General features: G+C 72.2%; 16 protein-coding genes. 8 read left to right on the forward strand and 8 right to left on the reverse strand.

All coding sequences use genetic code 11. The features are described 5' to 3' along the window. Window positions 1-288: 288 nt before the first annotated feature. The 4 genes from ACFYZ3_RS07810 to ACFYZ3_RS07825 form a co-directional block, all read right to left on the reverse strand. Window positions 289-894, reverse strand: coding sequence for a hypothetical protein (locus ACFYZ3_RS07810; RefSeq protein WP_388514630.1), 606 nt, complete (start codon window positions 892-894; stop codon window positions 289-291). Further along, window positions 881-2,458, reverse strand: a complete 1,578-nt coding sequence (locus tag ACFYZ3_RS07815) for a substrate-binding domain-containing protein (RefSeq protein WP_388514631.1) — start codon at window positions 2,456-2,458, stop codon at window positions 881-883. Before ACFYZ3_RS07815 ends, ACFYZ3_RS07810 begins: the two co-directional genes overlap by 14 nt. Further along, window positions 2,455-3,648 carry a toxic anion resistance protein gene (locus tag ACFYZ3_RS07820; protein WP_388514632.1) on the reverse strand — a complete coding sequence of 398 codons (1,194 nt, stop codon included), beginning with the start codon at window positions 3,646-3,648 and terminating at the stop codon, window positions 2,455-2,457. Before ACFYZ3_RS07820 ends, ACFYZ3_RS07815 begins: the two co-directional genes overlap by 4 nt. A gap of 89 nt (window positions 3,649-3,737) precedes the next feature. After that, window positions 3,738-4,817, reverse strand: coding sequence for a hypothetical protein (locus tag ACFYZ3_RS07825; protein WP_388514633.1), 1,080 nt, complete (start codon window positions 4,815-4,817; stop codon window positions 3,738-3,740). Window positions 4,818-5,322: 505 nt separating this feature from the next. Here ACFYZ3_RS07825 and ACFYZ3_RS07830 point away from each other — a divergent pair. Beyond that, window positions 5,323-5,505: a hypothetical protein gene (locus ACFYZ3_RS07830; protein ID WP_388514635.1), complete on the forward strand. Its 183-nt coding sequence runs from the start codon at window positions 5,323-5,325 to the stop codon at window positions 5,503-5,505. A gap of 97 nt (window positions 5,506-5,602) precedes the next feature. On the opposite strand, the gene ACFYZ3_RS07835 is transcribed toward ACFYZ3_RS07830, so the two are convergent. Both ACFYZ3_RS07835 and ACFYZ3_RS07840 read right to left on the reverse strand, forming a co-directional pair. Beyond that, on the reverse strand, window positions 5,603-6,025 hold the full coding sequence (locus tag ACFYZ3_RS07835) for a hypothetical protein (RefSeq protein WP_388514636.1): 423 nt from the start codon (window positions 6,023-6,025) through the stop codon (window positions 5,603-5,605). An 86-nt stretch (window positions 6,026-6,111) separates the two neighbouring features. Continuing rightward, window positions 6,112-7,323 carry a pyridoxal phosphate-dependent aminotransferase gene (locus tag ACFYZ3_RS07840; protein ID WP_102931996.1) on the reverse strand — a complete coding sequence of 404 codons (1,212 nt, stop codon included), beginning with the start codon at window positions 7,321-7,323 and terminating at the stop codon, window positions 6,112-6,114. A gap of 234 nt (window positions 7,324-7,557) precedes the next feature. On the opposite strand from ACFYZ3_RS07840, the gene ACFYZ3_RS07845 reads away from it, so the two are divergent. Continuing rightward, window positions 7,558-8,421, forward strand: coding sequence for a serine protease (locus ACFYZ3_RS07845; protein WP_388514637.1), 864 nt, complete (start codon window positions 7,558-7,560; stop codon window positions 8,419-8,421). 49 nt (window positions 8,422-8,470) lie between these two features. Here ACFYZ3_RS07845 and ACFYZ3_RS07850 read toward each other — a convergent pair whose 3' ends face one another. Together ACFYZ3_RS07850 and ACFYZ3_RS07855 are read right to left on the reverse strand one after the other, a co-directional pair. After that, window positions 8,471-10,081 (reverse strand): amidohydrolase family protein, encoded by a 1,611-nt coding sequence (locus tag ACFYZ3_RS07850; RefSeq protein WP_388514638.1) that lies wholly within the window; start codon window positions 10,079-10,081, stop codon window positions 8,471-8,473. 33 nt (window positions 10,082-10,114) lie between these two features. Continuing rightward, a complete protein-coding gene (locus ACFYZ3_RS07855; RefSeq protein WP_388514639.1) occupies window positions 10,115-11,422 on the reverse strand; it encodes an amino acid deaminase in 1,308 nt (435 codons plus the stop codon). Window positions 11,423-11,558: 136 nt separating this feature from the next. Between ACFYZ3_RS07855 and ACFYZ3_RS07860 the strand changes: the two genes are divergently transcribed. The 6 genes from ACFYZ3_RS07860 (at window position 11,559) to ACFYZ3_RS07885 (ending at window position 17,502) form a co-directional block, all read left to right on the forward strand. Then, window positions 11,559-12,614, forward strand: coding sequence for a sugar kinase (locus tag ACFYZ3_RS07860; RefSeq protein WP_388514640.1), 1,056 nt, complete (start codon window positions 11,559-11,561; stop codon window positions 12,612-12,614). Continuing rightward, complete coding sequence (locus tag ACFYZ3_RS07865) at window positions 12,611-13,375, forward strand: IclR family transcriptional regulator (RefSeq protein ID WP_388514641.1); 765 nt, start codon at window positions 12,611-12,613, stop codon at window positions 13,373-13,375. Before ACFYZ3_RS07860 ends, ACFYZ3_RS07865 begins: the two co-directional genes overlap by 4 nt. Continuing rightward, the gene (locus ACFYZ3_RS07870; protein ID WP_388514642.1) at window positions 13,372-13,782 is read left to right on the forward strand and encodes a RidA family protein; all 411 of its coding nucleotides are present in this window, start codon (window positions 13,372-13,374) and stop codon (window positions 13,780-13,782) included. Before ACFYZ3_RS07865 ends, ACFYZ3_RS07870 begins: the two co-directional genes overlap by 4 nt. 120 nt (window positions 13,783-13,902) lie before the next feature. Next, window positions 13,903-15,384: a GntP family permease gene (locus tag ACFYZ3_RS07875; RefSeq protein WP_388514643.1), complete on the forward strand. Its 1,482-nt coding sequence runs from the start codon at window positions 13,903-13,905 to the stop codon at window positions 15,382-15,384. An 89-nt stretch (window positions 15,385-15,473) separates the two neighbouring features. After that, window positions 15,474-16,109 (forward strand): hypothetical protein, encoded by a 636-nt coding sequence (locus tag ACFYZ3_RS07880; RefSeq protein WP_388514644.1) that lies wholly within the window; start codon window positions 15,474-15,476, stop codon window positions 16,107-16,109. 67 nt (window positions 16,110-16,176) lie between these two features. Then, window positions 16,177-17,502 (forward strand): Nramp family divalent metal transporter, encoded by a 1,326-nt coding sequence (locus ACFYZ3_RS07885; protein ID WP_388514645.1) that lies wholly within the window; start codon window positions 16,177-16,179, stop codon window positions 17,500-17,502. Window positions 17,503-17,530: the final 28 nt, after the last annotated feature.

Below are 17,530 nucleotides of genomic sequence, written 5' to 3' on the forward strand. Positions count from 1 at the left end.
CGTCCCCGCCACCAGCTCCGTGGCCGGTCCGACTAGCCCTGACCCGCGAAGTCGTCACGAAGGCCGGTCACGTAGGGGGTCTCCCCGCGCTCCAGTAGCTCTTCGCACCCCGGAGCGCGGGGAAGCCCCGCTCGGGCCGGGTCCCCGCACAACGGCGTGCGACGGACCCGGCCCTTCGGCACGTCCGGACCTCGCTCCTCGACACGTCCGGGCCCGGCTCTTCGGCACGTCCGGACCCCGCCCTTCGGCACGTCCGGACCCCGCCCGGCATCGCGGCCGGTACGGCGGTCAGCGCCCCGAGCGGTCCTCCAGGTACCGCGTGTGCGACTCCTGCCGCCGGGCCTCGGCGTCCCGCAGCCGGTCCGTCAGCCGCTCCGCCTCCTCCCGCAGCAGCGCCAACTGCTGCTCCAGATGCCGCTCCGGCGGCTCCTGCCCTGGCGCCAGCCGCGTCCACCAGCGGGTCCGCACATACGCGTCCACCGCCTCCGGCACGTCCTGCCGCACCGCCCGCGACACCGCGTGCAGACCCTCCGGGTCGGCCGCCAGCACCTCGGCGACCCAGCCGGGCTCCAGCAGCCCGGCCAGCAGCCCGGTCAGCTCGGCCAGCCGCTCCCGGGCGTCCGGCGGCAGCTCCACGCCCGTCAGATAGCCGCGCAGCCGGCCGAAGTCCCCGCGCACCTCCTCCAGCTGGGCCGACGGGTCCGGGAAGTCGGGCGGCGCCGGCCGCTCCGGCGGGGCGAGCAGCGCACCGGCGCTGTACAGCCCCGCGACGACCACCGGCCAGTACGGTCCCGCCACGCCCGTGAACGTCAGCACCACGCCCGCCAGCCCGCAGGTACTGCCGGTCAGGTTCTTGCGGGACTCCAGAAGGCCGATGAGCCTATTGGTAGCCACGGATCTCCTCGAAGGCGCCGTCCAGGGACCCCTTCCGCGCGTCGAAGAGCCGGCCGCCGGTGAGTTCGGCGATGTGCGTCAGCTCCGCGTGGTCGGAGTCGCCGAACAGGATGGGGAACACCGGGATCTCCTGCCGCTCCTCGCTCAGCGCCTCGTAGAAGCGGTCGAAGCCGGCCGCGTCGGTGCCGGTGGTGTTCTCGCCGTCTGTCATCAGCACGATCGACGTGAACGCGTCCCGCCCGCCGCCGAGATGGCCGTACGCCTTCTCCAGCGAGGTGTAGACCGCGGTGTCGCCCTCGGCGCTCAGGCGCGCGGTGTCCCGGCGGATGCCCTCGAGGCCGGACTCGGGGTCGGCCGGGTCCACCACATGGGTCGCCACCCGCTTCACGTCCGAGCCGAACGGCATCAGCGTCACCTCCTCGCGGTCGCGGAAGTCCCCGGTGAGGGCGGTGAGCGCGGTCTTCAGCCGCGCCAGCCGCTCGCCCGCCATCGAGCCGGACGTGTCGAGGACGTACACCGTGCGGGACGGTCGGCGCAGGTCGTTCTCGTACGCGTCGAGTAGGCCGTCGGCGACGGAGCGCGAGCCGGGGGAGGGCAGTTCGCGCCGCCGGCTCGTGTCCAGGCCGGTGGCGGGCGGCACGGAGGTGAGGACCGGGCGACGGTGCGTGATGCGGGTGATCTCCCGCTGGATCTGCGGTGTGCGCAGCGCCTCGGCGAGGCGGCGGACGTCGTCGCGGGTGGCCTCGTCCGAGGACGCGAGGGTGGAGAGCGGGTAGTCGGCGGTGAGCACGCCGTCGGTGGGGCGGATGACGGTGAGGCCCGGGATGCCCAGGAGGACGGACTCGTAGTTCAGCAGCGCGTCCACGTTCCCGCGCCGCTCGTACGCCGCCGCCAGCCAGCCCGACGAACCCGAGGTCAGCTGCTGCCCGGTGAAGAACTCCCGCAGTCTGGGCGTCGCCTTCGCCACGTCGGCGTCGGTGAGCGCGGACTGGGCGCCGGAGAGCGCGGAGGCGACCGAGACGAGGGTGGCGAAGCCGGAGTTGGAGCGGGCCGGGTCGGTCATGCCGTAGGTGAGCTTCCCGTCGGCGACGGCCCGCTCGATCTGGGACCAGGTGACCGACCCGGGCTTCCAGCCCAGCCGCCGGGCGGTGGCGTCCTTGACGCCGATCGCGACGGGGCTGGTCATCACCGGTGTCTCCGAGACGATCCGCCCGGCCGCCTCGGGGCGCAGCCGCAGCGAGTCGTTGGAGGACAGCCACACGGCGTCGTACTGCCCGTCCGTCGTGCCCTTCGCCAGCATGTCCACGGCGTCGAGCGTGCCGATCGGGGTGAGCCGGACGGTGAGGCCGGTGTCCTCGCGGACCCGGTCGAGCACCGGCTTCATGTCGCTCAGTTCGCTGGAGGCGAGCACGCGCAGGGTGCCGGGCTCGGCGGTGCCCGGCGCCCCGGGGGTCGGCGCCCCGTCCGTGCCGTCCCCGTCCCCCTGCGAGGTGCAGGCGGTGAGGAGGGCGAGCGCGGTGAGGCAGACGGCGAGGGCGCGTCTCGTGCGACGGCCGTGTCTCATGCCAGGCCCCCGTCCCGGGAGGTGTCCAGGGCGCCCCGTGACCGGCTGCGCTCCAGGTACGCGTTCGCGTGCCGGAGTTCACCGGTCAGGGACTCCACGGTCGCCGCCATCGCCTCTGTCGCCTGGTCCTTGTAGGAGTCGATGGTGTCGAGGGTGCGGTAGATCTGCTGGAAGGCGGCGCGCAGGGTCTCGGCGCCCACCGCGGGGTCGGCGGCGATGCGCTGGATGTCGCCGCTCTGGGTGGCGAGCATCTCCGCGTTGCCCCGGATCAGGTCCTCCGTCGTCCCGCGCAACGCGTCGACCTGCTCGACCACCTTCTTCTGGTGGTCCAGCGCGGTGGCCAGCATCACGGAGATCCGCAGCGCCGACACGGTGGTCGTGGCCGCCCGGTCGACGCCCTTGACCAGCTCGTCGTTGGTGCGGCGTACGACGTCCATCGCGAGGTAGCCCTGGGCGCACACCGCGAGCTGGGTGAGCAGGTCCTGGTGTTTCTGCCGGACCGGGAAGAGGACGTCCGCGCGCAGGGCGTCGGCGGCCTGCGGGTCGTCCGGTTCGACCCCGGCGATGTGCTCCCGCACGGCCGTGTCGAGCGCCTCGGTGAGCACGACGTACTCCTGGAGCTTGCCCATGGCCTCCCACAGGCGGACCCGCTCGGTCTGCAACGCCGCGTTGTCGCGCCGCAGTTCGTCCTGCCCGCCGCGCAGCGAGCCGACGATCCGGTTCAGGGTGCCCTGGGCGGAGGCGTACTTGGCGACGTGGTCGCGCAGCCGGTTGCCGCCGGGCAGCCGCGACAGGAGCCTGCGGCCCTTCGAGGCGGGCAGGTCGCGCGGGTCCAGGTCCTCCACCACGCGCCGCAGCTCCACCAGGGAGCCCGCCACCCGGGTCTGGGCACCGCCGCCCTGGTCGGGCAGGCTGCGCACCGTCCGTTCCAGCATGCGGTTGGACTGCGCGGCCGCGGTGCGCATCTCGGCGGCGCCGAGGCCGGTGATCTCGCCGACCTTGCCGGCGAACTCGGGCGAGCGGGCGTCGAGCGCGGCGAGTCCGTCCACATGGGCGGCGGCCTTGCGGGCCATGTCGGCGCGGGTCGCCTCGTCGACGGGCACGAGGCCGCCGGCCCGCTCCCGCGGTACGGGGGCGACGGGCTCGGGCGGGGTGAGAGTGAGCGTGAGGTCGTGGTCGGTGCCGTTCACGTGGCCGAATCCCCCTGTGGTCCGCTGGTGTTCCGCTGCTGGTCCGGTCGGGTCCGCCGGTGGCCGGGGCGGCCGGTGGTCGCGGGCCGTCATCCGCGCGCCCTGACGGCCATCTCGCGCAGCACCTCGGACGTGGGCACCGGCGCCTGCCGGACGCCGGTCAGCCGCTGGTTGAGATACGCGGTGTGGGCCTCGGTGGCCCGGGTGAACTCGGCGGACGCGCCCTGCGGCCGGAACCCGTGCCGCACAGCCAGTCGCCGCAGCTCCGGGTCGGCGGAGAGAAGTTCGCCCAGTTCCCGGCCGGTGTCGGTGAGCGGTACGACGGTGTGGTCGCTGGTGGCGGTGGTGTCCGGGTACAGGACGACCAGGTCCGAGACGGCGTCCCCGCCCTCCCCGAGCAGCGCGGCCACCTGTGACTCGTAGGCCAGCACCAGCGGTTCGCCGACGCCGCTGGTGAAGTCACGGAACGTGGCGTCCGAACTGGACTTCTGGGCGCCCTGCACCCGGACCAGCCTGCGCAGCAGGGGCGCCGTACGGTCCAGACCGGCGTCGTCCGACACCACGCGGCCGCCGTTCGCGACGTAGGAGGCGGCGGCCAGGTAGAGCGCGCCGGAGTTGGAGGTCTCCGGGTCCGTGGTCGCGACGTACAGCGTCCCGGTCAGCTCGGTGTGCCGGCCGGCGCCCTCCAGCTGCTGCCAGGTGCGGCCCGCGCGGGCCGCGTCGAGGTAGGCGTCCATCCTGAGGGTGCCGCCCCGGCTGCGCTCCAGCGTCACGAGCCCGTTCGCCGCCAGGACCGCCGCGGTGGAGCGGTGGGCCACCACGACCAGCGGCGAGTAGAAGGGCCTGGGCAGCGGCTTTCGCACCCCGTACTTGCCGGCGAGTTCGTCGGCCGGGGCCTGGCTGGACGGGAAGGCGAGGTCGTAGCCCTCGAGGTCCAGCTCCTCCATGGCCCAGGACCCGGAGGTCTCGGCCCGCACGGTGTAGCCCCTGGCGGCGAGGGCCTTCACCACTTCGGGGTCGGCGAAGAACTGCGCCTTCTCCGACCCGATGACCATGCGCACGGTCTTCGTTGCCGCGCCCGTCTCCTCGTTGTCCCGGCCCGCGACGACGGCGGCCACCACGCCACCGATCAGCAGGACCGCGAGGACGATTCCAGCGATTCGTCTCACGCGGCGAGCGTGCTCCCGGAATCAGACGTTCCTGGCGGGTCCCGGTGAACGGGAGGTGACCGCGTCATACCGGTATGCAACGGGAACCGCCCACTCCGGCCGCCCGGCACGGAGCGGACGGCGCCGGTGCCGTCAGGCCCGGTCCTCGTCCGGGGCCGCCGGTCCGTAGTCCTGGTACCAGTGGACGTCGAACCAGCGGGCCGTGGAGAACGGATGGTCCCAGGTCGCGGGCGCGCCCCCGCCGCGGGGTCCTCCCGCTCGGCGACCGGTCCCCCGGGCGCGGCCACCGACAACGCCCCGGCGGACGGGCATGCGCCGCTCTCCGCGCGGTACTCGGGGGAGCGCGACCACGGGAACGGGGAGAACGGGAAAGCCAGGGAAGACGGAGAAGCCAGGGAAGAGGAGAAGCCAGGGAAGAGGAGAAGCCAGGGAAGACGGAGAAGCCAGGGAAGACGGGAACAGGGGGCGAACAGGGGAAACGGAGCAGGGGAAGGAGGGATTCGCGATGGCAGACGGTGATGACTTCTACACGCGGGACCGGCCGCGGGACCCCGACCCGCAGCTGAAGGAGGACCGCCCGCGCGGTGGCGGCCCGGAGGATCCGGACGGCCGCGGTACCTGGCCCGTGTGGGCGATCGTCCTCGTGATCGTCCTGGGCTTCGTCGTCCTGACGGTGCTCTTCGGCTGATCCGGCGGGCGGAGGACGGGCACGGGTGTGTGGCACCCGGTCCGCGCGTCGCTGCGGGTGCGCGCGGACCGGGGCCGTTCGAGGGGCCCGGGAGGGCTCAGCGGGACGCGAGTGGGCGCGGCTCCAGGGCCGCGGAGTGCGCGTCCATGCGCTCGGCGGTCAGGATCGCGACCGCCGTGTCGGCGCGCGAGGCCGCGACCACCAGGGCGCGGGCCGCCAGGGTGTGGGCCCGCCGGTGCAGGGCCGCCGGACGCGGCTCCTGGCGGGTGGCGGCGACCTTCAGCCGGACCGGCGCCTGACCTCCCCGCAGCCGGGTCACCTGCTCGGCGAGCCGCTCGGCGGCGGCGTCCAGGCCGGTGTCGGGTGCCAGCGCGCGCAGCTCGTCGGTGACGGCGAGCAGCGCCGCGAGGTGGCCCGCGAGCTGGATGTCCAGCTCCTCGTCCCGGGACCGGCGGGGGAAGTCCGTGGTGGTGCCGGCCATCGTGCTGTGGACCGACTTGCTGCGGATCGGCTCGTACATGGATGGCCTCCTGAGTGCTTCAGGAAGCCATCCTACATTAGATCCAATCTAAAGTTGATGGCGTTCGGGATACTCGGCCGGGATGCTCAGTGCTGGCCGTACCCGTCGAGGAAGTTCCCGATCCGGCCCACTGCCTCGCGCAGGTCCGCGGCCGTCGGCAGGGTCACCACCCGGAAGTGGTCGGGTTCGGGCCAGTTGAAGCCGGTGCCCTGGACGACCATGATCTTCTCCTGGCGCAGCAGGTCCAGGACCATCCGCCGGTCGTCCTTGATCTTGAAGACCTTGGGGTCGAGCCGCGGGAAGAGATACAGCGCGCCCTTCGGCTTCACGCAGGTCACGCCGGGAATGCTGGTCAGCGCCTCGTGGGCGGCGTCCCGCTGCTCGCGCAGCCGGCCGCCCGGCAGCACCAGCTCGTTGATGGTCTGGCGCCCGCTGAGCGCCGCGACCACGCCGTGCTGGCCCGGCATGTTGGCGCACAGGCGCATGTTCGCCAGGATCGTCAGGCCCTCGATGTAGGACTCGGCGTGCGCGCGCGGCCCGGAGATCGACATCCAGCCGACCCGGTAGCCGGCCACCCGGTACGCCTTCGACATGCCGTTGAAGGTGAGGGTGAGCAGGTCGGGGGCGATCGCGGCGGTCGGGGTGTGGGTGGCGTCGTCGTAGAGGATCTTGTCGTAAATCTCGTCCGAGCAGACCAGCAGGTTGTGCCGGCGCGCGATGTCCGTCAGCCCCCGCAGCATCGCGTCGTCGTAGACCGCGCCCGTCGGGTTGTTCGGGTTGATGATCACCAGCGCCTTGGTGCGGTCGGTGATCTTCCGCTCCACGTCCGCGAGGTCGGGCATCCAGTCGGACTGCTCGTCGCAGCGGTAGTGCACCGCAGTGCCGCCGGAGAGCGAGACGGCGGCCGTCCACAGCGGGTAGTCGGGGGCCGGGACGAGGACCTCGTCGCCGTCGTCGAGCAGGCCCTGCATCGCCATCACGATCAGCTCGGAGACGCCGTTGCCGATGAAGACGTGCTCGACGTCCGTCTCGATGCCGAGGGTCTGGTTGTGCATGACGACCGCCCGGCGCGCCGCCAGCAGGCCCTTCGCGTCGCCGTAGCCGTGCGCCGTGGAGACGTTGCGGAGGATGTCCTCCAGGATCTCCGGCGGGCACTCGAAGCCGAAGGCCGCCGGGTTCCCGGTGTTCAGCTTCAGGATGCGGTGCCCGGCCGCCTCCAGCCGCATCGCCTCCTCGAGCACCGGGCCCCGGATCTCGTAACAGACGTTGGCGAGCTTGGTCGACTGGATCACCTGCATGTCCGCGAGCTTACGACCCGGTTACGGCTTATGGGCCGTGTCTTCCACCACGTGAGACGCGCCCGTCCGGGTGGTCGCGGCCGCTCGTGACGGTCTCCGGTGGGCCGGTTCGCGCCAACTGGCGGCCGGTTACCGGCCCTTGTCCACACCCCTCTCCGTCATGAGAATGCTCATGACAATACGGCGCCGCCCGGACGACCTCCGGCCGGTGCCCTCCATAGAGGGGACCCCCACATGAACAAGCCTCTCCTTGCCGCGCTCGCCACCCTGGCCGTCACCGGGGTCGGCGTGGCACCGGCGGCCGCGTCATCCGCGGCTCCCGCGTCACCCGCGTCACCCGCGTCATCCGCGGCTCCCGCCGTCCGCGCCGTGTCCTTCGCCGGCACCGTCGCGCTCAGCAACTGCTCCGGCTCGGTCGTGCGCCTGCCCGCCTCCGAGGACGACGACCCGGCGCTGGTCATGTCCAACGGCCACTGTCTGGAGACCGGCTTCCCGGCGGCCGGCGAGGTCGTCGTGGACCAGCCCTCCAGCCGCAGCTTCGGGCTGCTCAACGCCTCCGGCACCCGCGTCGGCACCCTGCGGGCCAGCAAGATCGCCTACGCGACGATGACCGACACGGACGTCTCGCTGTACCAGCTCACCAGCACGTACGCCCAGATCCGCGGCTCCTACGGGATCAGCCCGCTCACCCTCGACGACACCCGCCCCGCGGCCGGCACCGCGATCACCGTCGTCTCGGGCTACTGGAAGCGCACCTACGCCTGCGACGTCGACGGGTTCGCGTACCGCCTGAAGGAGGGGGAGTGGACCTGGAAGGACTCGGTCCGCTACACCTCCGCCTGCCGGACCATCGGCGGCACCTCGGGATCGCCCGTCGTCGACAACGCGACCGGCGAGGTCGTCGCCGTCAACAACACGGGCAACGAGGACGGCGGGCGCTGCACCGACAACAACCCCTGCGAGGTCGCCGAGGACGGCACCGTCACGGTCCGCGAGGGTATCAACTACGGCCAGCAGACCTACCAGATCCCCGCCTGCTTCGGCCTCGACAGCAAGCTCGACCTCTCGCGCAGCGGCTGCGTCCTGCCCAAGCCCTGACGGCAGGGCATCGGGCCGGCCCGGCGGCGCCAGCCGGACCGGCCCGGGCTCAGCGCGGAACCCGGCGCACCGACCGCCCGGCCAGCACGTCGGTGCGCCGCCCGTCCTCCATCACGAAACGCCCGTCGACCAGCACGTACGGGATGCCCGTCGGCAGCACCCGCGGCTCCTCGAACGAGCTGCCCGCGGCCACCGTCGCCGGGTCGAAGAGCACCAGGTCGGCCCGGTAGCCCTCGCGGACCAGACCGCGGTCCGGCAGCCGCAGCCGGGCCGCCGGGCGCGAGGTCAGGTGCGCGACGCACTCCTCCAGCGGGAGCACGCCCAGCTCGCGCACGTAGTGGCCCAGGTAGTGCGGGAAGGTGCCGTACGCGCGCGGGTGCGGCTTGGCGCCCTGGAGGATCCCGTCCGAGCCGCCGGTGTGGACCCGGTGCCGCATGATCGCGCGGACGTTCTCCTCGTGGCCGACGTGCTGGAGGATGGTCGGCGCCAGCCGGTCGGCCAGCAGCAGGTGCCGGGCGACCGTCCACGGGCTCTCGCCGCGCAGCCGCGCCGACTCCAGCACCGTGCGGCCGACGTACTCGGCGAGCGCCGGGTCGCCCGTGCCGGAGATCTCGATCGTCTCCCACTCCATGGGCACGCCGTGGGAGCCGTCGGAGCCGATCTCCTCCATGTGGTGCCGGATGCGCTCGGCGGTGTCGTCGTCCGCCAGCCGCTTCAGGATCTGCTCCGGGCCGCCCTCGCTCGCCCAGCTCGGCAGCAGCGCCACCAGGGTGGTGCAGCCGGGGGTGTACGGGTAGGTGTCGAGGGTGATGTCGGCGCCGCCCGCGAGTGCCTCGTCGAGCAGGGTCAGCAGCTCGGGCGCCCTGCCCTTGTTCACGCCGAAGTTCATGGTGGCGTGCGCCAGGTGCAGCGGGCAGTCCGCCTCCCGGGTCAGCTCCACCATCTCCTCGTACGCCTTCAGGGCCCCCGCCCCGTACGAGCGGTGGTGCGGGCAGTAGTAGCCGCCGTACGACGCCACCACCCGGCACAGCTCGGTCAGCTCGGCGTCCTTGGCGTACATGCCGGGCGTGTACGTCAGCCCCGACGACATGCCGACCGCGCCCTGCTCCAGGCCCTCGGCGACCAGGCGCCGCATGTGCTCCAGCTCCGCCTCGGTCGCCTCCCGGTCGTCCCAGCCGACGGCGAGGGCGCGCACCGTGCCCTGCGGGATCAGGTACGCGGCGTTGACCGCGATGCCCCGGTCGAGCCGGTCCAGGTACTCGCCGACCGACCGCCAGTCGAAGTCGACGTCGTCCCCGTGGCCGTTCCACCCGGCGATCGCCCGGCGCACCTCGCCGAGGGTGCGGTCGTCGACCGGCGCGTACGACAGCCCGTCCTGGCCGATGACCTCCAGGGTGACGCCCTGGGCGGCCTTGGCGCTGTGGTCCGGGTCCCGCAGCAGCGCCAGGTCGCTGTGGGCGTGCATGTCGATGAAGCCGGGGGCCAGGACCAGGCCCTCGGCGTCCAGTTCCCGGCGCGCCTTGGGCCGCTGGCAGCCGGCGGCCGCCGCCTCCTTGACGATCGAGACGATGCGTCCGCCGTCGACCACGACGTCGGCGCGGTAGGAGTCGCCGCCGGACCCGTCCACGACGTCGGCGTCCCTGATGACCAGCTCTTCCATGCCTGACTCCTCCTGGATTCTTCGCCGGGTCCTCTAGAAGAACGTGCGGATGTAGTCGACGACCGTCCCGTCCGCCTCGGCGACCGGGATGAGCTGCCACTTGTCGAAGGAGGTGCACGGGTGGGACAGGCCCGTCCCGAGCCAGTCGCCGACCTCCAGGTCCGCCTCCCCGGTCGTGCGCACCCAGGCGTGCTGGTCGGACAGACCGGTCACCTCGATGCCGGTCGCCGGGCGCTCCGGGCCACCGTCCGAGGGGCGCACCACCTGGGCGAAGGGCAGGTGGAGGTCGTACGCCGCGTCCCGCTTGCCGGCGTTGGTGAACGCCTGCTCGGGGGAGGGGCGGGAGACGACCTGGCTCCACAGCCGGAAGGCGGGCTCCAGGGCGCCCTCCTCGGGGACCCGGTTGAAGGGGGTCAGCTCGCGGTAGTGGCCGTCGTCGTGCGAGACGTACGCGCCCGAGCGCAGCAGCTTCAGGACGGGCAGGGAGAGGTCGGGGACCTCGGCGAACACGTCGGCCACCGCGTCGAACCAGGCGCTGCCGCCCGCGCTCAGCACGATCTCGTCGAGGCCGGTCCCGGCGAACCGCCCGGCCTTGTCGAAGTCGGCGGCCAGCGCGACCAGCCGCCGCAGCCACGCGTGCACGCGCTCCGGGTCGGCGTCCGGCACCTCGCCCTCGTACCCGGCGACCCCGGCCAGCCGCAGCGTCCGGGTGCCGGCCACCGCGTCGGCGACCGCCGCGCACCCGGCCTCGGTGCGCACACCGGTCCGGGCGCCCTCACCGGCGCCCAACTCGACCACGACGTCCACCTGGCGGCGGGCCCCCGCCCCGGACAGGGCCGCGTCCATCAGCTCGACGCCGCGCACGGAGTCGACGTAGCAGACGAAGCGGAAGTCGGGGTCGGCGTCCAGCTCGGCGGAGATCCGGCGCAGGGCGGCGGCGTCGACCAGTTCGTTGGCCAGGAAGACCCGCTGGATGCCGAAGGCCCGCGCCACCCGTACCTGGTGCGGCACGGCGAGGGTGATGCCCCAGGCGCCGTGCTCGATCTGGCGGTGGAAGAGCTGCGGGGCCATGGAGGTCTTGCCGTGCGGCGCGAAGGCGAGGCCGTGCCGGGCGGAGTACGTCTCCATGAGCTTCAGGTTGTGCTCCAGGCGCTCGGCGGACAGCGCGAGGACGGGGGTGGTGAAGCCCCCGGTGAAGAGGTTGCGGCGCTGTCCGGCCAGCTCGGCGACGGTCAGGCCGTACGCGTCCGGCGGGAGGCCCTTGAAGCGGTGGTCGACGTGCTCCTCGGCCAGCCTGGCGAGAGCGTCGCGGCCGTCGGTGGGGCCGGAGTCGAGGGCCATGGAGCCTCCCTGATCTGACGCGTTGCAAAGTCTGCAACGACCATTGCGTATATCGCTTACTGCTGTCTAACATCTCGGCGAACGCGCGGTCAACGGAGCCGCCGCCCACGAGACGCGACGAGGAGCCCCCACCATCGTGACCGCCATCGGACGAACCAGCACCGCCCCCGACGTCGTGGACGTCGTCGCGCTCGGCGAGTCCATGGTCACCTTCCTGCCCTCCCGGCCCGGGCGCCTCGCCGACGTCCCCTCCTTCGACCGTGCCATCGGCGGCGCCGAGTCCAACGCGGCCTGTGTGCTCGCCGCCGCCGGACACTCCGCCCGCTGGATCGGCCGGGTCGGCGCCGACGGCTTCGGCGACCACCTCGTCGAGGCGATCGGCGCCTACGGCGTCGACGTCTCCGCCGTACGCCGCGACCCCGCCCGCCCCACCGGCATCTACTTCCGCACCGCGGGCGACCGCGCCACCGACGCGCACGAGGTGGCCTACTACCGGGCGGGCTCGGCCGCCTCCGCGATGTCCGTCGACACCATGGACCTCGACGCGATCCGCTCCGGCCGCGTCCTGCACCTGTCCGGCATCACCCCCGCGCTCTCCGCCGACTGCCTCGGCCTGACGCGCGAGCTGACCGCCCGCCGCCCCGGCAGGCCCCTCGTCTCCTTCGACGTCAACCACCGCCCGGGCCTGTGGCGCGACGTCCGTCACGGACACGGCCCCGAGGTGCTCCTGGAACTGGCCCGCGGCGCCGACCTCGTCTTCGTCGGCGACGACGAGGCACGGGACGCCTGGGGTCTCGACGGACCCGAGGCCGTCCGCGCCGCGCTGCCCGAGCCGGAACTGCTCGTCGTCAAACAGGGCGCGAGCGGCGCCACCGCCTTCCACGGCGCCGACGTCACCTCCGTGCCCGCCCTGCACGTCGACGTCGTCGCCGCCGTCGGCGCGGGCGACGCCTTCGCCGCCGGGTTCCTCTCCGCCACCCTGCGCGAGAAGCCCGTGCGCGAGCGCCTGCGCCACGGCCACCTCTGGGCCGCCGCCGCCCTCACCGTCCCCGCCGACCTCGCCGCACCCCCCGCCCGCGACCACGCCGACCGCCTGGCCGCCCTCGACGACGCCGCGTGGGGGAGACTGCGACTCGGCCCCGGCTGGACACACGCCGAGGAAGGGGCCGAGGAGGAGGTACGTACGCCATGAGTCAGACCGTCGACCGCGCGCTCAGCATCCTGCCGCTGCTCGCCGAGGGCCCCGCCGACCTGGGCCGGGTCGCCGACCGCCTGGGCGTGCACAAGTCCACGGCCCTGCGCCTGCTGCGCACCCTCCACGATCACGGCTTCGTCTACCGGCAGTCCGACCAGCGCTACCGCCTCGGCGCCCGGCTCATCTCCCTCGCCCAGGAGGCGATGGAGAACCTCGACGTCCGCGAGATCGCCCACCCCCACCTCGTACGCCTCAACGAACAGGTCGGACACACCGTCCACCTCGCCGTCCACGAGGAGGACGAGGTCCTCTACATCGACAAGGTCGAGAGCCGCTACCCGGTCCGCATGTACTCCCGGATCGGCAAGCCCGTCGCCATCACCGTCGCGGCCGTCGCCAAGCTGCTCCTCGCCGACCTCCCCGAGAACGAGCGCCGGGCCGTGGCCGAGCAGCTCGACTACCCCATGTACACGGCCCGTTCGACACCGAACGCCGACGGGTTCCTCAAGGAACTCGCCAAGGTGCGCGAACAGGGCTGGGCCACCGACCTCGGTGGCCACGAGGAGTCCATCAACTGCGTCGCCGCGCCCATCCGGGGCGCCGACGGCCGGGTGGTCGCCGCCATGTCGGTCTCCGCGCCGAACGTCGTCGTCACCGCCGACGAACTCCTCACCCTGCTCCCGCTGGTGCGCCGTACGGCGGACGCCATCAGCGGCGAGTACTCCGGCAGGACCCCAGTCAAGGAAGTCACCGCATGACCGACAAGATCGCTCTCGTCCCCGCGACCCACACCGTCCCCCCGGCGAAGTTCAGCCACGGCGTGAAGAAGGGCAACATCCTCCAGGTCGCCGGCCAGGTCGGCTTCCTGCCCCACGAGGAGGGCAAGGCCCCCACCCCGGCCGGCCCGACCCTGCGCGAGCAGACCCTCCAGACCCTCGCCAACGTCAAGGCGATCCTGGAGGAGGGCGGCGCCTCCTGGGACGACGTGATGATGCTCCGCGTCTACCTCACGAACGTGGACCACTTCGCCGAGATGAACGAGATCTACAACGCCTACTTCGCGGAGCAGGGCCTCACCCAGCCGCCCGCCGCGCGCACGACCGTCTACGTCGGTCTGCCCGCCGGCCTCCTCATCGAGATCGACGCGCTCGCCGTCCTCGGCTGACCGTCCCTTCCGCTCCACCGCCCGACTGCCTCGAACGGCACGGCGCCCCCACCCCTCGGGGCGCCGTGCCGCGCTCCTCCCTGCCCGAAAGCTCCATGTACTTATCCAGAGGACCCCCGTATGTCCTACTCGTCCCTCCCTCTTGCCGCCGCCTCCGAGGCCCCACCCCACACCGGCGGTCTGCTCACCCTGATCGACGGCACCGCCGGTCTGCTGACCGTCGCCGCCATCGGCATCGCGCTGCTGCTCTTCCTCATCATCAAGGTGCGGCTCCAGCCCTTCGTCGCGCTGCTCGCCGTCTCCATAGCCGTCGGCCTGCTCGCCGGCCTGTCGGTCACCGAACTCTTCGGCACCGTCCAGAAGTCCGACGCCGTCTCGACCATCGAGTCCGGCATGGGCGGCATCCTCGGCCACGTCGCCATCATCATCGGCCTGGGCACCATGCTCGGCGCGATCCTCGAAGTCAGCGGCGGCGCCCAGGTGCTGGCCTCGCGCCTCCTCGGCCTCTTCGGGGAGAAGCGCGCCCCGCTCGCCATGGGCCTCACGGGCCTGATCTTCGGCATCCCGGTCTTCTTCGACGTGGGCATCTTCGTCCTCGCGCCCATCGTCTACGCCGCCGCCAAGCGCTCCGGCAAGTCGATCCTGCTCTACTGCCTGCCGCTGCTGGCCGGTCTGTCGATGACCCACGCCTTCCTGCCGCCGCACCCCGGCCCGGTGGCCGCCGCCGGACTGCTGAACGTCAAGCTCGGCTGGATCATCCTCATGGGCATCGTCTGCGGCATCCCCGCCGTCCTCGCCGCCTGGGTGTTCTCCGCCTGGATCGGCCGCCGCATCTTCGTGCCCGTGCCGCAGGACATGGTCGAGGCGTCCGAGGAGGCCAAGCAGGCCGTCATCGAGGAGCAGCGCAAGGCGGGCGTCGCGCCCACCGAGACCCCGGTCGCGCTCGGCACGGTCCTCGGCATCATCGGCACCCCGCTGGTCCTGATCCTCGCCGCGACCTTCTCCTCCATCGCCCTGGACCCGTCCACCCTCCGCTCGGTGATCGAGTTCTTCGGCAACCCGTTCGTCGCCCTGACCATCGCCCTGCTGCTCGCCTACTACCTGCTCGGCATCCGGCGCGGCTGGTCCCGCAAGTCCCTGGAGACCGTCTCGACGGCCTCGCTGAAGCCGGTCGGCAACATCCTGCTGGTGGTCGGCGCGGGCGGCGTCTTCGGCGCCGTCCTCAAGGCCAGCGGCGTCGCCCAGGCCCTCTCCGACACCTTCAACGACGTCGGTCTGCCGGTGATCGTCCTCGCCTACCTGATCTCCGTGGTGCTGCGGGTCGCGCAGGGCTCGGCGACGGTGGCCATCGTGACGACGGCGGGCATCGTGGCGCCGCTGCTCGCCGAGGGCGACCACTCGCAGGCGTTCGTGGCCCTGGTCATCATGGCCATCTCGGCCGGTTCCATCTTCGCCTCGCACGTCAACGACGGCGGTTTCTGGATGGTCGCCAAGTACTTCGGCATCAGCGAGCGGGACACGCTCAAGACGTGGACCGTGCTGGAGAGCGTCCTGTCGGTCGCCGGGTTCGTGGTGGCGGCGGTGGTGAGCCTGTTCGTGTAGGCGACTCGTGCAGGCGACTCGTGTAGGCGTCTGATAACGAAGTTGGGGCTGGCTGTGTCCGGCACAGGATCGTCGACCATACTGCCCGCGTGGAGCAGCGCAGAGGATCGACGAGCCAGCCCCTGGAAGGCGCCGGATTCGACCCGGCATTCATCCCCGGGCTCACCGCACCCGTGTCCGGTGAGCCCGAGGACGTGAGACGCGACGAGGCGGAGAAGGACGCCGACGCGGACGCGGAGACCGCGGACCCCTCGGCCGTCGGCGAACCGCACGCCGAGGACGCGGAGGACGCCGAGGACGCCCAGGAACCGGAGGCCGAGGCCCCCGTGGACGGCCCCGTCTTCGAGGCGTCCGACCGCCGCGCCAGGATCGTCGCCGACCACAAGGGCGTACGTCTCTCCCTCGACGACCAGGGCTGTGAGTTCCGCTGGGACGAGGTCGGGGCCGTCGAGACGGAGACCGGCCGCTTCGGCAAGCGGTTCACGGTCACGGTGCACACGCCGGACCGCCGCTGGTACCCGATCGAGATCGAGGCCACCTCCCGAAGCCGCTTCGCCGAGTGGGAATCGGCCCTGGACGAGGTCCTGGACGCGTACTTCGAGGACGGCGAGGCGGAGGCCGAAACCGAGGCGGAGCCCGAGGAGAAGGCGGACACGGCGGACACGGCAGAGAAGGCGGACACGTCGGAGAAGGGCGCCGAGGAGGCCAAGGCCCGCGCCGAGTAAGCGTTTCGGGTGAAGATCCGTGCACGCCCTCTTGTCGCACCGGCGGCCATGGGCTTTCTTGACCCCCATGGCGGACACCACGGGCAACACCTCAGACGCAGGCGTATCGGTCGGGGCCGACCAGGCCCCCCGTAAGTCCAGTTGGCGCCACATCGGCCCCGGCATCGTCGTCGCCGCGACCGGTGTGGGCGCCGGCGACCTCGTGGCCACCCTCATCGCGGGCAGCAACTTCGGCTACACCCTGCTGTGGGCGGCGGTCATCGGCTGCCTCGTGAAGATCTCCCTCGCCGAGGCGTGCGGCCGCTGGCACCTGGCCACCGGCCGCACCCTCTTCGACGGCTGGGCGAGCATCGGCCCCTGGACCACGTGGTTCTTCGCGATCTACGCGGTGATCTGGGGCTTCGTCTACGGCGCCGCGGCGATGTCGTCCAGCGCCCTCCCCCTCCAGGCCCTCTTCCCGGACGTCATGGACCTCGAATGGTGGGGCATCGCCTGCGGCCTGGTGGGCCTGGTCTTCGTCTGGTTCAACAAGTACAACGTCTTCGAGAAGGTCATGACGGTCCTGGTGGGCGTCATGTTCGTGGTGACGGTGTACCTGGCGATCCGCGTCACGCCCAACCTGGGCGACGCCTTCGCCGGACTCCTCCCGGTCCTCCCGGACGAGAAGGACTCGGTCCTCAACACCCTGGGCCTGATCGGCGGCGTGGGCGGCACCATCACGCTGGCCGCGTACGGCTACTGGGTCAACGCCAAGGGCTGGACCAACACCGGCTGGATGAAGATCATGCGCCTGGACAACCGGGTCGCCTACGCCACGACCGGCATCTTCGTCGTCGCGATGCTCTTCGTCGGCGCCGAACTGCTGCACTCGGCGAACATCGCGATCGCGAGCGGCGACAAGGGCCTGATCCAGCTCGGCGACATCCTGGAGCAGGAGTACGGCACGGCGACCGGCAAGCTCTTCCTGATCGGGTTCTTCGCCACCAGCTTCACCTCGCTGATCGGCGTCTGGCACGGCGTGAGCCTGATGTTCGCGGACTTCCTGGCCCGCCGGCGCGGTGAACGCGAGGCGCGGGGCGACGAGTTGGCCTCGGGCCGCCGCGAACGCTCGTGGGCCTTCCGCGCCTACCTGCTGTGGCTCACCTTCCCGCCCATCGTCCTGCTCTTCCAGGACGAGCCCTTCCGCCTGATCATCATCTACGGCGTCCTGGGCGCCGCCTTCATGCCCTTCCTCGCCCTCACCCTGATGTGGCTCCTCAACTCCTCCCGCACACCGCGAGAGTGGCGCAACGGCGGCCTCAGCAACGGCATGCTCACCGTGGCCGGGCTGCTGTTCCTGGTCCTGTGCGTGAAGCAGATCTGGGACCAGCCGTGGTCGGAGTTCTTCGGGTAGGGGTACCGGAGGTGCCGCATGCCCGCAC

The organism is Streptomyces sp. NPDC001599 (genome assembly GCF_042893535.1).
Lineage (GTDB): Bacteria > Actinomycetota > Actinomycetes > Streptomycetales > Streptomycetaceae > Streptomyces.

Bases quoted from the DNA above. Each gene is read 5' to 3' on its own strand.
- ACFYZ3_RS07835 (WP_388514636.1), bottom strand. From the start codon at position 6,025: ATGTACGAGCCGATCCGCAGCAAGTCGGTCCACAGCACGATGGCCGGC.
- ACFYZ3_RS07850 (WP_388514638.1), bottom strand. From the start codon at position 10,081: ATGGAAGAGCTGGTCATCAGGGACGCCGACGTCGTGGACGGGTCCGGC.
- ACFYZ3_RS07815 (WP_388514631.1), bottom strand. From the start codon at position 2,458: ATGAGACACGGCCGTCGCACGAGACGCGCCCTCGCCGTCTGCCTCACC.
- ACFYZ3_RS07840 (WP_102931996.1), bottom strand. From the start codon at position 7,323: ATGCAGGTGATCCAGTCGACCAAGCTCGCCAACGTCTGTTACGAGATC.
- ACFYZ3_RS07875 (WP_388514643.1), top strand. From the start codon at position 13,903: ATGTCCTACTCGTCCCTCCCTCTTGCCGCCGCCTCCGAGGCCCCACCC.
- ACFYZ3_RS07845 (WP_388514637.1), top strand. From the start codon at position 7,558: ATGAACAAGCCTCTCCTTGCCGCGCTCGCCACCCTGGCCGTCACCGGG.
- ACFYZ3_RS07830 (WP_388514635.1), top strand. From the start codon at position 5,323: ATGGCAGACGGTGATGACTTCTACACGCGGGACCGGCCGCGGGACCCC.
- ACFYZ3_RS07855 (WP_388514639.1), bottom strand. From the start codon at position 11,422: ATGGCCCTCGACTCCGGCCCCACCGACGGCCGCGACGCTCTCGCCAGG.
- ACFYZ3_RS07865 (WP_388514641.1), top strand. From the start codon at position 12,611: ATGAGTCAGACCGTCGACCGCGCGCTCAGCATCCTGCCGCTGCTCGCC.
- ACFYZ3_RS07885 (WP_388514645.1), top strand. From the start codon at position 16,177: ATGGCGGACACCACGGGCAACACCTCAGACGCAGGCGTATCGGTCGGG.
- ACFYZ3_RS07870 (WP_388514642.1), top strand. From the start codon at position 13,372: ATGACCGACAAGATCGCTCTCGTCCCCGCGACCCACACCGTCCCCCCG.